At 70.0% G+C, this 14101-nt stretch carries 11 protein-coding genes; 2 read left to right on the top strand and 9 right to left on the bottom strand.

The features are described 5' to 3' along the window. Positions 1-7: 7 nt before the first annotated feature. The 3 genes from U5O44_RS14180 to U5O44_RS14170 form a co-directional block, all read right to left on the bottom strand. Complete coding sequence (locus U5O44_RS14180; RefSeq protein ID WP_322589102.1) at positions 8-5677, bottom strand: alpha-2-macroglobulin family protein; 5670 nt, start codon at positions 5675-5677, stop codon at positions 8-10. Between the two features lies 1 nt (position 5678). Continuing rightward, complete coding sequence (locus U5O44_RS14175; protein WP_322589101.1) at positions 5679-6164, bottom strand: MaoC family dehydratase; 486 nt, start codon at positions 6162-6164, stop codon at positions 5679-5681. Between the two features lie 114 nt (positions 6165-6278). After that, entirely contained in the window at positions 6279-6722 is a 444-nt protein-coding gene (locus U5O44_RS14170; RefSeq protein WP_322589100.1) for a universal stress protein, read from the bottom strand. A 321-nt stretch (positions 6723-7043) separates the two neighbouring features. Between U5O44_RS14170 and U5O44_RS14165 the strand changes: the two genes are divergently transcribed. Next, entirely contained in the window at positions 7044-7955 is a 912-nt protein-coding gene (locus U5O44_RS14165) for a helix-turn-helix transcriptional regulator (RefSeq protein ID WP_322589099.1), read from the top strand. A gap of 149 nt (positions 7956-8104) precedes the next feature. Here U5O44_RS14165 and U5O44_RS14160 read toward each other — a convergent pair whose 3' ends face one another. Then, positions 8105-9040 carry an IS5 family transposase gene (locus tag U5O44_RS14160; protein WP_322586820.1) on the bottom strand — a complete coding sequence of 312 codons (936 nt, stop codon included), beginning with the start codon at positions 9038-9040 and terminating at the stop codon, positions 8105-8107. A 139-nt stretch (positions 9041-9179) separates the two neighbouring features. On the opposite strand from U5O44_RS14160, the gene U5O44_RS14155 reads away from it, so the two are divergent. Then, positions 9180-10799: a nuclease-related domain-containing DEAD/DEAH box helicase gene (locus tag U5O44_RS14155; protein ID WP_322589098.1), complete on the top strand. Its 1620-nt coding sequence runs from the start codon at positions 9180-9182 to the stop codon at positions 10797-10799. 22 nt (positions 10800-10821) lie between these two features. Here the strand turns inward: U5O44_RS14155 and pqqE are convergent, their stop codons facing one another. The 5 genes from pqqE to pqqA are packed head-to-tail and all read right to left on the bottom strand — an operon-like array spanning position 10822 to position 13941. Beyond that, positions 10822-11949, bottom strand: coding sequence for a pyrroloquinoline quinone biosynthesis protein PqqE (gene pqqE / locus U5O44_RS14150; protein ID WP_322589097.1), 1128 nt, complete (start codon positions 11947-11949; stop codon positions 10822-10824). After that, positions 11946-12200: a pyrroloquinoline quinone biosynthesis peptide chaperone PqqD gene (gene pqqD / locus U5O44_RS14145; protein ID WP_322589096.1), complete on the bottom strand. Its 255-nt coding sequence runs from the start codon at positions 12198-12200 to the stop codon at positions 11946-11948. Before pqqD ends, pqqE begins: the two co-directional genes overlap by 4 nt. Beyond that, a complete protein-coding gene (pqqC, locus tag U5O44_RS14140; RefSeq protein ID WP_322589095.1) occupies positions 12197-12925 on the bottom strand; it encodes a pyrroloquinoline-quinone synthase PqqC in 729 nt (242 codons plus the stop codon). The genes pqqD and pqqC overlap by 4 nt, the downstream gene beginning before the upstream one ends. Positions 12926-12927: 2 nt before the next feature. Beyond that, on the bottom strand, positions 12928-13842 hold the full coding sequence (pqqB, locus tag U5O44_RS14135; RefSeq protein WP_322589094.1) for a pyrroloquinoline quinone biosynthesis protein PqqB: 915 nt from the start codon (positions 13840-13842) through the stop codon (positions 12928-12930). Between the two features lie 24 nt (positions 13843-13866). Further along, positions 13867-13941 carry a pyrroloquinoline quinone precursor peptide PqqA gene (gene pqqA / locus U5O44_RS23060; protein ID WP_179636014.1) on the bottom strand — a complete coding sequence of 25 codons (75 nt, stop codon included), beginning with the start codon at positions 13939-13941 and terminating at the stop codon, positions 13867-13869. Positions 13942-14101: the final 160 nt, after the last annotated feature.

Below are 14101 nucleotides of genomic sequence, written 5' to 3'. Positions count from 1 at the left end.
CCTGGCATCAGCGGACTTCCAGCACGCCCACCGGCGCCTCCCCGAAGTTCTCCGGCGCATACATCGCCTCGACCCGGCTCGGCGGCAGCGTGTAGCGGCCGGCGGTGTTCAGCCGCACCGTGTACTCGACCGTGTGCGTGCCGCGTGGCAGCCAGGCGTAGTAGGCGCGCCAGGCCTCGGGCAAGCGCTCCTCGTACACGCGCCAGGCCGTACCGCTGGACTGCTCGCCACGGGTGGCGATCTGCGCATCGCGGCCCAGCCCGTTGCCCAGCAGCGCCGCGCCCGGCGGCACCGGGTCGCTGATGACCACCCAGCCCAGGTCGGCCATCGCGGTCACCTTCAACTGCACGCGCAGCACGTCGCCGCGGGTCCACCGGCCGGCGGTCTTCTGCTCGACGCCGGTGACGCTGCGCTCGATGCGGTAGCCCGCGCTGAACGGCTGCTGCAGCGGCACGGCGGCCAGGCTCTGCAGCACGATCCACGGCTGGCCCGTGCCCTGCTGCGTGACCGTCAGCGTGGCCGGCGTGGCCGACGTGGCGGGCGGACTGGACGGCGCCGCCCACGGCAGGCTCATCACGCCGCCGCCCGCCTGCTTCGCCCAGTCGAGTTCGCGCGTGGTCGCGCCGAGCACGGCGCGGCTGCGGCCCGTGACCGGCGTCGATTCATGCACCGCCGAGAAGCGCTCCAGCGCCAGCGTGGTCCAGACATTGGCCGTCGTGGTCGAGAACGCGCCGCTGCGCTGGGCGTCCAGGCGCGCCATCAGGCCGGTGACGAGCCGGGGCAGGTCGTCGCGCCAGCCCGCGCCGTCGTCCACCGCCGTCAGCAGCAGCCGCGCCGCGTTGGCGTCCGCGCCCGTCATCAGCCACCACCACGCATCACCCGCCTCGTCGGCGAACTTCATCATCGTGCCACCCGCGACCAGCCGGGCACGCAGCAGGCCGCGCGCCTCGTCGATGCGCTGCGCCCGCTGCGGGATGCCCTCGACGCGGCGCAGGATCGCCAGCCAGTCGATCAGCGCGCCGGTCGGCCACTGCTGCGGCGTGATCTCCAGCGAGCCGAGCAGCCGCGCCGTCGCCCGGCCGTGCCGCGACAGCGCCTCGATCGCGGCGAGCTTGCGCACGTCGCGCTCCAGCGCATCGCCGCGCGGCGACGGCAGCCGGCGCTCCAGCCGCCCTTCGACAAACGCGGTCAGCCCGGCCAGCATCGCCTCGCGCGGCGCGTCGGGGATCGTCCAGCCCGCCGCTTGCGACGCCGCCAGCACATACGCCGTCAGCGCGTCGCTGCCCCCGCCCGCGCTGTCCGACGACGGCGGGAAGTAATGCGCGAGGCCGTCGCGGTCGAGGTAGGTCGGCAGCTCGCCCACCAGCGCGGTCCACGCCGCCGTGTCGTGCAGGCCGATGGCGCGCGAGGTCTTCTGCTCCAGACAGCGGTAGGGGTACTGCTCGAAGTAGCGCCGGATGCCAGGCAGCGCGCCGGCCAGCGTCGGCTTGAGCGTCACCTGCACCCCGCCCTGCCCCGGCAGCGCGTCCACCGGCGGCGCCACCGGCCAGCTCACCGTGCCGTCGAGCGGGCGGATCGTCGCCTGCTGCACGCGCACCGGGACCACCGGCTGCACCTGCTGCACCACCTTGATCCGGTCACGCGCCGGCTGGCCGCCGGCCACCACGCCCACCTCCTCGGCGCTGCCTTCCCAGGTCAGCGACGTCACGCCGGTCGGCACCGTGACCGTCCAGCGCACCTCGGTGGCCGCGCCGGCGGCGATCGACACCTCCTGCGCCGGCTGGCCGGTCAGCGTGGCGCGCACCTTCATCGCCCGCGCCGTCGTGTTGCGCAGCGTGTAGAGCGCCTCGAACTGGTCGCCCTCGCGCACCAGCGTCGGCAGTCCGGCGAGCATCTGCAGATCCTGGCTGACGCGGATCGAGGCGCTGCCGGTGCCGAACTGGTCCGCGCCGCTCGCCCCACCGTCGGCGATGGCCACCAGCCGGAAGCTGGTCAGCGCGTCGTTCAGCGGCACGTCGATCGTCGCGCGGCCCTGCGCGTCAAGCTTCACCGCCGGCTGCCACAGCAGCAGCGTGTCGAACAGCTCGCGCGTCGGGTTGCGGCCGCCGCTGCCACCGGGGGCGAGGGCCTTGCGGCCGTAGTGGCGGCGGCCAATGATCTCGTTCTGCGCGGTGGCCGTCTCCACACCCCAGGCGCGCGGCTGGAACATCGCCTCCAGCAGCTCCCACGACGTGTTCGGCATCAGCGCCAGCAGCCCTTCGTCCACCGCCGCAAACGCCACCTCACCACCCGCCAGCGGCTGCCCGCCGCGCAGCACCTGCACCGCCGCCTTCGCCGTCTGGCGCACGCCGTACTGCGGCTGCGCGGGCGTGACCTTGACCTCCAGCCGGTGGTCATCGAGCCCGATGCGCAGCGCCGCCACGCCCAGCTTGAACGCCGGCTTGGCCAGATCGACCATCGCGGTCGGCGCCTGATACGCCGGCCCTTCGTGGCGCCAGGCGTTCCACCACAGCGTCGGCGCGCGCCAGCCCCAGTCGAAGAACGAGTACCACGGCACATGGCGAATCCGCCCGCGCAGCACCAGCGCGCTGACGTACACGTTCGGCGCCCAGGAGCTGGCCCCCGCCGTGGACGCCTTCGGAATCGGCACCTCGATCACCGGATCGCTGCCGCGCAGCGTCACCACCTTGGCATCCAGCACGCCCTCGCGCTCCACCGTCACCAGCACCGTCGCCTCGCGGAACGGCATGCGCACCTGCAGCCGCGCCGTGTCGCCCGGCTTCAGGTCGCGCTGTTCGGGCAGCAGGTCGATGCGGTCGTCGTTGTCCTGCTCGAACCAGAGTTCCCCGCCCAGGCTGACCCAGACCGAGGCGCTCGATTCCGTGCGCTTGCCGGCGCCGTCGCTCGCCTGCGCGATCAGGTGGATCTCGCCCGAGCGTGTCACGTCGAGGTCGCACACCAGCAGCCCGCGTGCGTCGGTCTTGCCGCTGCACAGCGTGCCGAGGTCGCTCACCTGCTCCTTGGAATCGTAGGCGTAGAAGCCGCCGACCACCTTCTGCCGCGTCGTCAGCGACGTGCGCTGCTCGCCGCGCAGCGTCACCGCCTGCCCAGCCTGCGGCTTGCCCGCCGTGTCGAGCACGACCATCTGCACCGGCACGCGCCCCTTCTGCGCCAGCCAACTGCGCGCCCGGATGCCCACCACCAAGCTCGACGGCCACAGCATCGTCGTGCGGCCCACGGTCTGGCGCTCGCCGTTCGGGTCGTCGAAGCTGACCTCGGTGACCAGCTCGGCCGGCACCTTGAGCGCCTGCACGCTGGCCGGCAGCACGACCTTGGCGGTGGCGGCGCCCTGCGCGTCGGTCTTGACCGGCTGGCGGTCAGCGATCACCTGTTCGTGCACGCGGCTGACCGACTCGCCCGTCTCGGCGTTGCGCGTGTCCGGCGGAGAGAAGCTGTAGTCGTCGTAGTCGGGAAAGTGGACATACGCCGGCCGCAGCAGCGCGTTCAGCGACGCCGCCGTCGCCAGCCCGCCGCCGGACAGGTGCGTGAGCTGCACGCCCAGGCTCAGCTCGCGCGGCGCGACCTGCGGCCCGGCCGGCGCCGACAGCCGCGCATCGACCAACGGCACCTTGAACGCCTCGACGCGGAACTGGCCGGAACTCCACTGCGCCCCGCCCTGCTCGCCGCCCTTGCGCTTGAGCGTCACCTCGTAGAAGCCCTGCTTGGCGCCCTGCGGGATCGCCCAGCGCATCGCCCGCGCATAGGGCAGCGTCACCACTTCGCCTGTCGCGACGTGGGTGATGTCCACCGCGTCGGGCTGCTGCTCGGCCTTGAACGCCGCCAGCCCGCGCTCGGTTTCCAGCCGCAGCCAGTGTTTCATCGACACCGTCTCGCCCACGCGCAGCAGCGTGCGGTCGAACACCGTGTGGGCGCGCACCGCGTTGCGGTCGTCGAGCGGGCCGCTGGCGGTCGGGTGGTTGAAGCGCCACGACTCGATGCCCTGGCTCCAGCCGCTGAAGACAAACGACAGGTCGCGCCCGCCATCCGCCCGGGTGGGGCTGCGCGCCGTGATGAACAGGCCTTGCTCGCTCAGGCACTGGTCGTAGGTGACCTCGAAGCCCCGCGGGATCCGCGCCACGCCCTGCGCGTCGGTGCGGCCTGACCAGAGCACGTCGCCCCGGCAGTCGTTCACCGCCACGTCGGCGTTCGCCACCGGCTGCGCGCGGTCGAGCGTCGTCACCCAGACGAGGCTGGACGTGCGCCCGCGCTTGAAATGCACGCCCATCGGCGTCACCAGCACCCCGGCGCGCACGTACATCGGCGCCTCGCGGTCGAGCAACTGCCGGCCGAGCACACGCGACGAGATCTCGACCACGTGGTAGCCCGAGCGTGTCAGCGGCAGGCCGAGCACCTCGGTCGCGCCGGGTGTCTTCGCTGTGTCCGTGCCGGGGCCGGGCAGGTCGCTGCGCTGCACATCGCCTTCCTTGGCCAGCAGCGACAGCTCGCGCGAGCCGACCATGCGGTCGCGCGTGACCTTGCGCGGCTGGCCGTTGTCGTCGGTCACGGTCTCGGTGACGGTCCAGTCCTTCCTGGGCCAGCCGAGTTCCTTGGCGGTGAAGCTGGTTTCATGGTGGCGCTGGACCTTGGCGAACCACTGCAGCAAGTCCTTGTCGGACACGCCGGCGTCGAGCGTCTTGACGTTGAGCCGCGCCTTCGGGGGCGGACCACCGCCTTCATGGACCCGCCGCACGGTGATCGGCAGCATGCCCGGCTCGGCCGCCGTGCCCAGTTCCACCACGCCGAACGGGGCCGCCGCGAACTTGGCCAGCGGCGGCATCCCGCCCGTCGCCGTCTGCAGCGGAAACGCCGACGCATTCGCCAGCGCCCGGCCCGACGCATCGCGGAAGTCCTTGGGCAGCGTGACCTGGTAGCGCGTGTTCTCGTCGAGCGGCGCGGGGAAGTCGATGACCTCGGCGGTGGCCTCGGTCGCGTCGCGGGCGAACTTGGGCGCCACCGCGCTGCCCTGCCCGTCGGCGCGGGTCAGCCGGATCTGTGCCGCCACCTCGCGCGCCACGGGCGCCGAAAACCGCACCTGCATCGGCCGCAGCGGGATGCACGGCGCCTCGGCCCGCTCGCGCTCGCAGGTGAACTCGGCCGTGAACCGCTCGCGCACCTCCCATGCGAAGCGGCGCGGCTCGCGCGTGACGATCTTCGGGTTGTTGGCCGCCGCGATGCCCGGGCCCCACACCAGCTTCACCCCTGCAGCGGGCGGCAGCGGACGCTGGCAGGTCAGCACGGCCACGCGCTCGGCGTCCTTGTCCTTGATGTGCTGGCTTTTGAGCAACGCGGCGCGCGGCGCGCCATCCACCCAGATCACCGGCACCCGCTCGCCAACGCCCTGCACCTCGCACCAGGCGTTGCGCCGCACCGTGTCGGCCACCACCGGACCGTTCAGGTGCAGCAGCCAGTGCTGGTCCTCCTCGACCTGCGCGCCCTCAAAGGGGTCGATCGACTGGACCTGCGGCGCGGACACGGACGCCGCCTGGGCCGCCAGATCGCGGGACACCGCCGATCCAAACGTGGCAGGTTGCCCGACCGCCGCCGCCGCGACCATGGCCAGTGCCGCCACACCCCAATGGCGCCAGGGCCACACCTGCCGGTGCTTCAGGGCGTCCATGTCAACCCACCACGGACAAACCCAGCCACTGCGCCACCAGCGCCGGCCGTGTCTCCCCCTCGATCTCCACCGTCACGCCCGTCGTGCGCAGCCACTGCCCCGGTGCACGCTCGGCCATCGACTGGAGCACGAAACGCCCCCGTATCCGCCGCCCGGCCCGCACCGGCGCCACGAAGCGAACCGCGTCGAAGCCGTAGTTGATGCCCATGCGCTCGCCCGCCACGCGCGGCATCACCTCGTACACCATCGCCGGCAGCATCGACAGCGTCAGCAGCCCGTGCGCGATCGTGCCGCCGAAGGGGGTTTCGGCGCAGGCACGTTCGGGGTCGACGTGGATGAACTGGTGGTCTTCCGTGGCGGCCGCGAAGGCGTCGATGCGGCGCTGGTCGATCAGGTGCCAGGACGAGATGCCCACCTCGTGACCAACGAGGTCCAGGTGGGCTGCAAGGTCAAGGACGGATGGAACGGACAGGCTGGTAGCGGGCATGGTGGCGGAGTCTCCGTGTCGAAGAACGCCATGTTGCAGGCTACGCGGCCGAACGCCAAGCCATCGGCCGTTGGCCATGGGACATCAGCCATTGACCAACTGCAGCGGGGTGGATCAATGCAGCACGAGCAGCGGCAGCTTGGTGCGCGACATGACGTTCTTGGTGTGCGAGCCGAACAGCATCTCGCCGAACACACCCCGGCCGTGCGTGACCATGACGATCAGGTCGGCCTGGACGATGTCGGCCACCTCGGCGATCACTGCGTCGGTCTGGTCGCTGCGGCGGTATTCGCTCTGGAAGGCCACGCCCGCCGCCTTGGCGCGCTCGGCAAAAGTGGTCAGCAGGGCGTGGGCATGGGCCTCGGTCCGGGCCTCGTGGGCCTCGATCTGCTTGACGAAGGTGGTCGGGCTGGCGCTGACGGCCGACAGCGGGATGTCGGATTCGACGACAAAGCCGGTGATCGTGGCACCCAGCGAGGTGGCCAGCGCGATGCTGGATTCCATGGCGCGGATCGACAGCTCGGAGCCATCGACGGGAACGAACAGGTGCTTGAACATGGTGGAGATCCTGAGGGAAGCGGTGCTTCGGTGACCACCACTCTAGGCGCGGCGACAGGGGGGAGAGTTGATCTTCGTCAGGACACGGGCATGGACAGGGGCAAGGTCGTCATGACGGTGCGTCGAGCAAAAGTACCGGCGGGTCTGCACTTTCGTGGCAAACGTCACGCACATTTTTCCACTTGCGACACCACCTGTCGTGGTCCCTGTTCAGACTCCCGTACTGAAAAAAAGAAGGCGCCAATATTGATCTGGCGAAGGGAGACCTCCACACATCCCTGACGCCGGGCACCTATCCATCCCCCCATTGACCGGCCCTCCATGCCCCTGCGCGACACCCCTCACGACACGCTGCCGCATCGCCTGACGCAGATCCTCGCCCGCCTCAACCAGGGCGAAACGCTGGAGCCCCGCGCCTTGGCCGACGAATTCGGCGTCAACCTGCGCACGGTGCAGCGCGATGTCTGCGAGCGGTTCGCGTTCCTCGGACTGGAGCGAGTCGAAGGCGGTTACCGGCTGGAGCCGAGCCGCCTCGGCCAGATCAGCGCCGCCGACCTGGAGCGATTCGCCTGTCTGGCCGGCATCCAGGGGCTGTACCCGCGGGTGCTGTCGGGCGAGTTCCTGCGCGAGCTGCTCGACAGCCGGGCGGCGTCGGCGCTGTTGGTCAAGGGGCCGAGCTACGAGGTGCTGGACACGGCGCAGGCCCACACGTTCCGGCTGCTCGAACAGCACATCCTGCGCGGCGAGCGCATCGGTTTCCGCTACCGCAAGGACGAGGGCGAGAAGCGGTATGCCGATGTCGCGCCGTACAAGCTCATCAACCACAACGGCGTCTGGTACCTGGCCGGCCTGGACGGCGAGCGACTCAAGGCGTTTGCGTTCACCAAGCTGAGCGCCCCGCTGGCGACCGGGCAGACCTTCACCCGTGCGGCGCACATCGAGCAGTTGCTCGAAGACGAGGACAGCATCTGGCTCAACGAGAAGAAGACCGAGGTGGTGCTGAAAGTCGCCAAGGACGCGGCGGGGTATTTCCGCCGCCGCAAGCTGATCGGGGCGCAGGTGCTGGAAAAGGAACTCGAAGACGGCGGGGTCATCGTCTCGGGCAAGGTCGCGCATCCGAACCAGATCCTGCCGATCGTGCGGCACTGGATTCCGCATGTGCGGATCATCAGTCCGGAGGGGTGGCAGGGGGAATTGGAGCGGCAGTTGGTGCAGTATCTTGAGGCGCGGTGAGGTTGTGATAATTCCGCCTCGTAATCCCTATATGAAATTTGTTTGCGGCGCTTGTGGGTGGTCGGTCATCTGCCAGGGTTGTTCACTGCTATCTGAGGCTTTGTTGCACAACTCCGCCGAAGCCGAGTTTCCCCTGACCCCAGACGGAGTTACGCCACAGCCTGCGTCACCGGGGTGCCCAGGTGGGTGAAGCGGTTGAGCACCGCAGCCCGCACCTGCAGCTCCACCACCTGACGCTCGAAGGTGCGCGCCATCACCCGCTCGCCCAGCAGCTTGAAGCAGCGCATCTTCGTCTCCACCAGCGAGCGCCGGTGGTAGCCGCTCCACTTCTTCCAGATCCCCCGGCCCAGCCGGTTCGTCGCCCGCAGTATCTCGTTGCGCGCCGCCGCCCCCGGCCGCTTGGCCTTCCACGGCTGCGCGTTCTTGCGCGTCGGAATCACCGCCTCGGCTCCCCGCTCGGCGATCGCGTCGTGGCAGTCCTGCGTGTCATACGCCCCGTCCCCGCTCACCGACAGCACCGCCTCCTCGTCCGGAATCTGGCTGAGCAGCTCCGGCAGCATCGGCGCATCCCCCACGCTGTTGTCCGTCACCTCGATCGCCCGGATCTCCAGCGTCTGGGCGTCGATCCCCAGGTGAACCTTGCGCCACTGCCTGCGGTACTCCGCCCCGTGTTTCTTGGTCTTCCACTCGCCCTCGCCCAGCATCTTGATCCCCGTGGAATCCACCAGCAGGTGCAGCCCGCCCCGGCTCGGCCGCGCCGTGATCTCCACCGTCAGCCGCTTCTCGCGCCGGCTCATCGTGCTGTAGTCCGGTGCCTGCCAGTCCAGCCCCGACAGCCCCAGCACGCTCTGCACGAACCCCTGCGTCTGGCGCAGCGCCAGTCCGAACAGCACCTTCATCGTCAGGCAGCACTGCACCGCCGCGTCGCTGTACGTCGCCGGTCGCCCCGGCTTGCCGCTGACCGGCGCAGCCTGCCACGCCATGTCCCGGTCCAGCCACATCGTCAGCGAGCCCCGCGCCCTCAGCGCCTTCGTGTACGGCGCCCAGTTCTTCGTCACGTACTTCTGCTTTGCTGGCTTGCTCATCCTGTCAGCCTACCTCACCGCTCGACCATCGGCCGGCGGGGTGGGTTGTGCAACAAAGCCCCACCGCCGCTACAATAATCAAAACAATCATTTTCGCATCGAAATCATTCGGTAGCGAAAAAATCAAATCCGTCAAAAAATGAGCGTAATCGAGGCAGCCGGCCACCGCGCCGAAACCCGCGTCCTAACCGCCCTCACCCGTCTGCCCGCCCCCTGGCAGCACTTCTACACCGTCGAATGGCGCACCCTCACGCGCCACGGCGAGAGCATCGGCGAGGCGGATGTCATCGTCTTTCACCCGCAGCTCGGCCTGATCGTGTTCGAGGTCAAGGCGGGCGCGGTCGAGGTGCGTGGCGGGCAGTGGTTCTATGCCTCCGGGCTGGAGATGAAGCAGTCGCCGTTTTCCCAGGCGCGCCGCAACCGCTACGCCCTGATCGAGAAGCTGCACAAGCGCCTCGGCCGCGACACGGTGGACGGCCTGAGCATCACCCACGCCGCCTGGTTCCCCGAGGTGAACTGGAGCGGCCCGCTGCCGGGTTGCGAGACGCCGTCGCGGTCGTTCCTGCTCGACCGCAGCGATCTGGCCGACCCCGCCCCAGCGCTGACAAAACTGCTGCGCGAGGCGTTCCCCGATCCGAAGCCGTGGACCCGCCCGCAGCAGCAGGTGTTGCGCGACCTGCTGGCGCCGGACTGCCACCTGCTCGTGCCGCTGGGCAGCCGCGTGGATGACACGGTGTCGGCGCTGCAGCGGGCGACCGACGAACAGATCCGCGTGCTGCGCCTGCTGCGCAGCCAGTCGCGGCTGCTGGTCGAAGGCGGTGCCGGCTCGGGCAAGACGATGCTGGCGGTGACGCTGGCCCGCGAGCACGCGGCGCAGGGGAAATCCGTCCTGCTGACCTGCTTCAACCGGGCGCTGGCGTCACACCTGTCGGCGCAGCTCGACGGCGTGCCGGGCCTGACGGTGTGCAACTTCCACGAGCTGGTGCGGCTGCTGGCCGAGCAGTCGGGGCTGGGGTTCCGGGTGCCTGCGGACGACGCCGCCCGGCGACAGTTCTTCAACGAGGACTGCGCCGAACTGCTGCTGAACGCGGCCGAGCACCTGGGCACCCGCTTCGACACGCTGATCGTGGACGAGGCGGCCGACTTCTCGCCGACGTGGTGGGTGGCGCTGGAGACGCTGGGCGCGCCGGGGTTCGCGTGGTACTGCTTCTTCGACCGCCGGCAATCGGTGTTCCGGGCGCAGGCGCAGTGGGAGCCGCCGTTTGCCGCCGCGCCGCTGGTGCTGGAGGCCAACCTGCGCAACGCCCGGCCGATCGGCGAGCGGGCGGCGCTGCTCGGGCAATGCACGGTGCCGACCGAGTTCCGCGTCGAACACGGCCCCGCGCCGCAGACCCAGCTCAGCGGCGATTTCGCCGAGATGGCGGTCCAGCTGCGGCAGGTGCTGCACACGCTGCTCAAGCGCGACGGTCTGCGGCCAGAGCAGGTGGTGATCCTCGCGCCCTATCGCCACACCAACCCCAGCTCGGGCTGGGCAGCGGGGCTGGACGAGGTGACGCTCAACCTCGACGTGGTGAACGCCGTACCGGGGCAGGTGCGCATCGGCACGATCCAGGGCTTCAAGGGACTGGAGGCGGACGTGGTGATCGTCGCCGGACTCGACCGCAAGGCGGGGCAGCACCCGGAGTGGCTGTATGTGGGGGCGAGCCGGGCGCGGGCGGCGCTGGTGCTGCTGGCGCTCGACAGCGCGGGGCTTTCTTGATGGCCCTGGCCCTCATCGGGCGTCACGACGCCAGCGACGCCCGCCGGTCCCGAAACACCAGCGGCCGCTCCACCATCACGCCCGCATCCGCCGCCGCCACCGCCGCCGCGACCACCCCATGCCGCTCGCTCTTCGGGCACACCGGATCGGTCGCCGCCGGATCGCCCGCCAGCAGAAACGCCTGACACCGACACCCGCCCAGATCCTTCTCCTTGTCCGGGCAGGTGACACACGCCCCCTTCATCCAGCCCGTGCCGCGGTAGCGGTTGAAGCCCTCGCTTTCGAACCAGACGTGGCGCACATCGTGTTCGCGCACGCTCGGGAACGCCAGCCCCGGCAGCATCTTCGCGGTGTGGCACGGCAGCGCGGTGCCGTCCGGCGTGACGGTGAGGAAGACGTTGCCCCAGCCGTTCATGCACTTCTTCGGCTTGCCTTCGTGGTAATCCGGCGCGACGAAGAACAGCTTCATCCGATCGGCGACCTTGACGCGCCAGGCGTCGGTCACGGCCTCGGCGCGGCGGATCTGCTCGCTCGTCGGCAGCAGATGGTCGCGGTTCAGGTGTGCCCAGGAGTAGTACTGCGAATTCGCCAGCTCCAGGTACTCGGCGCCGAGCGCGTCGGCCATCGCGATGATGCGGTCGATGTGGTCGATGTTGAGGCGGTGGATCACCACGTTCATCACCATCGGCCAGCCCAGCGCCTTGATGGTCTCGCCGACCTCCTGCTTGAGCTGGAAGGTCTTGGTGTGGCTGAGGAAGTCGTTCAGCTCGCGGGTCGAGTCCTGGAAGCTGAGCTGCACATGGTCGAGGCCAGCGGCCTTCAGGGCCGCGGCGCGCTCCTTCGTCAGCCCGACGCCGGAGGTCAGCAGGTTGGTGTAGTAGCCCAGCCGGTGCGCCTCGGCGATCAGCGCTTCGAGGTCATCGCGCATCAGCGGCTCGCCACCCGAGAAGCCGCACTGCACAGCGCCCAGCGCCCGCGCCTCGCGCAGCACACGCAGCCACTCGGCGGTGGACAGCTCGTCGGCGCGCTCGGTCTTCGCAAAATCGAGCGGGTTGTAGCAGAACACGCAGTGCAGCGGACAGCGGTAGGTCACCTCCGCCAGCAGCCACAGCGGCGGACCGACGGCGGGCGCAGCCGGCGCCGCGCTCACGCCAGCTCCACCCAGCGCTGCTGGCGTGCCATGTCGAGGAAGGCCGCGACATCGGCGTGCAGGCCGGTCGCGCCGAACGCGGTTTCGAGGTCGGCGACGATCTCGGCGACGCTCGCCGTGCCGGTGCAGCGGGTCAGGATCTCGCCTGCGCTGCGGTTGAGCTTGACCATGCCTTCGGGGTAGAGCAGGACGTGGCAGTCCTGCGCCGGCTCCCACTGCAGGCGGAAGCCGCGGGCGATGCGCGGGTTCATGCGTTCACCCCGTAGCGCTGCGCCATCGCGTCGTTCATCGCCCAGAGGATGTCGAGCTTGAAGCGCAGGATCTCCACGGCACGGTCCTGCTGCGCGGGCGTGCGGAAATGGTCGAGCGTCACCGCCAGCCCCTGCTCCACGTCGCGCCGCGCCTGGCTGACGCGGTTGCGGAAATACGCGAGGCCGGCCGGGTCGATCCAGCCGTAGTGCGCGGGCCAGGTCGCCAGGCGCTGCTTGTGAATCTCGGGCGCGAACAGCTCGGTCAGCGACGAGCACACCGCCTCCTGCCACGGCGCCCGCCGCGCGAAGTTGACGTAGGCGTCCACCGCGAAGCGCACCGCCGGGATGACGTGCCGCCCGTCGAGCACCTCCTCGCGCGTCAGCCCGACCGCCTCGCCGAGCCGCAGCCACGCCTCGATGCCGCCGGGGTCGCGCACGGTCGCGCCATCCGCGCCGGTGATCTCGAAGCCGTCGTGGTCGAGGATGCGCTGGATCCACCCGCGCCGCACGTCGCGGTCCGGGCAGTTGGACAGCACGGCAGCGTCCTTCACCGGAATGGCCGTCTGGTAGCAGAAGCGGTTGGCCACCCAGCCGCGGATCTGCTCGGGCGTGGCCTTGCCCGTGTTGAGCATGACGTTGAAGGGGTGGTGGATGTGGTACGCGCGGCCCTGGTCACGCAGGCGGGCTTCAAAAGGCGACATGGGCAGCATGGTGGTTACCGTCATCGTCAGAACCCGATCTCCAGCCCGTCGAAGCAGACCTCGACGCCGGCCGCCTCGACCTGCCGCCGCTCGGGCGAGGCTTCGTCGAGGATCGGGTTGGTGTTGTTGATGTGGATGAGCAGCTTGCGCGTGGTCGCCGGCAGGCGGCCGAGCCACTCCAGCATCCCACCCGCGCCGGACTGCGGCAGGTGGCCGATGCTGCGGCCCGTCTTCTTCGAGAAACCGAGGCGGATCATCTCGTCATCGGTCCAGAAGGTGCCGTCCACCATCACCACGTCGGCGGTGGACATCGCCTCCCAGACGGCGGGGCTGATCTCGCCGAGGCCGGGGGCGTAGAACACGCGGCGGCCGGTGGCCGTGTTCTCGAACGTCAGGCCAAGGTTGTCGCCGGGCACGGGCGCGTCGCGGTGTGGCGAATACGGCGCCGGCTTGCTGTCGAGCGGCAGCGCGGTGAGGCGCAGGTCGGCGACACCGGGGATGGCCAACGGCTGGCCGTCCAGCGCGATCTCGTGCCAGTCCACGCCGCAGTAATGCCCGAGCACGCGCAGGATCGGGTTGCCTTCGCTCAGATCCTCGAACGCCGGGCGCGTGGTCCACAGCGGCAGTGGCATGCCGCGTTCGCGCAGCATGTACAGGCCCGTGCTGTGGTCCACCTGCCCGTCGCAGAGCAGCACCGCCGCGATGCCCGTGTCGCGCACGGCACGCGCCGGTTGCAGGGCGGGGCTGCGCTGCAACTGGGTGAGGATGTCGGGAGAGGCGTTGACAAGCAGCCAGTCGTCCGGGCCGCCGACGGCGACGGACGACTGGGTGCGGGCGCGGTGGGTCGGCGAGCCGGCGCGCACGGCGGTGCATTGCGCGCAGTTGCAGTTCCACTGGGGGAAACCGCCACCTGCGGCCGAGCCGAGCACCCGCAGTTTCATGGTGTCGTCCTGTCGTCAGATCGCTCAGCGGGCCGCGACGTACATCGTGATCTCGAAGCCGAAACGGAAGTCGCAGGCGGTGGGGGTTTGCCAGGTCATCGTGGAACTCCTTCAGGGGTGGGGGTGGGTTGCGGAACGGAGACTGCAGTGTCACGGTGCGCTGCGCGCCTGTCGTCGCCACAAGGATGAACCTGGCCTCATGATTTTCATGAATGCCACACCGCCGCTTGCACAGAACGGCGCGGCACCGACAATTCGC

Origin of the sequence: Sphaerotilus sp. (genome assembly GCF_034519685.1) — a bacterium.
Classification (GTDB): Bacteria; Pseudomonadota; Gammaproteobacteria; order Burkholderiales; family Burkholderiaceae_C; genus Sphaerotilus.
This window is presented reverse-complemented; position numbering and strand designations above follow the sequence as displayed.

Coding starts and splice junctions, on each gene's coding strand:
- U5O44_RS14180 (WP_322589102.1), bottom strand. CDS start 5,677: ATGGACGCCCTGAAGCACCGGCAGGTGTGGCCCTGGCGCCATTGGGGT.
- U5O44_RS14175 (WP_322589101.1), bottom strand. CDS start 6,164: ATGCCCGCTACCAGCCTGTCCGTTCCATCCGTCCTTGACCTTGCAGCC.
- U5O44_RS14170 (WP_322589100.1), bottom strand. CDS start 6,722: ATGTTCAAGCACCTGTTCGTTCCCGTCGATGGCTCCGAGCTGTCGATC.
- U5O44_RS14165 (WP_322589099.1), top strand. CDS start 7,044: ATGCCCCTGCGCGACACCCCTCACGACACGCTGCCGCATCGCCTGACG.
- U5O44_RS14160 (WP_322586820.1), bottom strand. CDS start 9,040: ATGAGCAAGCCAGCAAAGCAGAAGTACGTGACGAAGAACTGGGCGCCG.
- U5O44_RS14155 (WP_322589098.1), top strand. CDS start 9,180: ATGAGCGTAATCGAGGCAGCCGGCCACCGCGCCGAAACCCGCGTCCTA.
- pqqD (WP_322589096.1), bottom strand. CDS start 12,200: ATGAACCCGCGCATCGCCCGCGGCTTCCGCCTGCAGTGGGAGCCGGCG.
- pqqC (WP_322589095.1), bottom strand. CDS start 12,925: ATGACGGTAACCACCATGCTGCCCATGTCGCCTTTTGAAGCCCGCCTG.
- pqqB (WP_322589094.1), bottom strand. CDS start 13,842: ATGAAACTGCGGGTGCTCGGCTCGGCCGCAGGTGGCGGTTTCCCCCAG.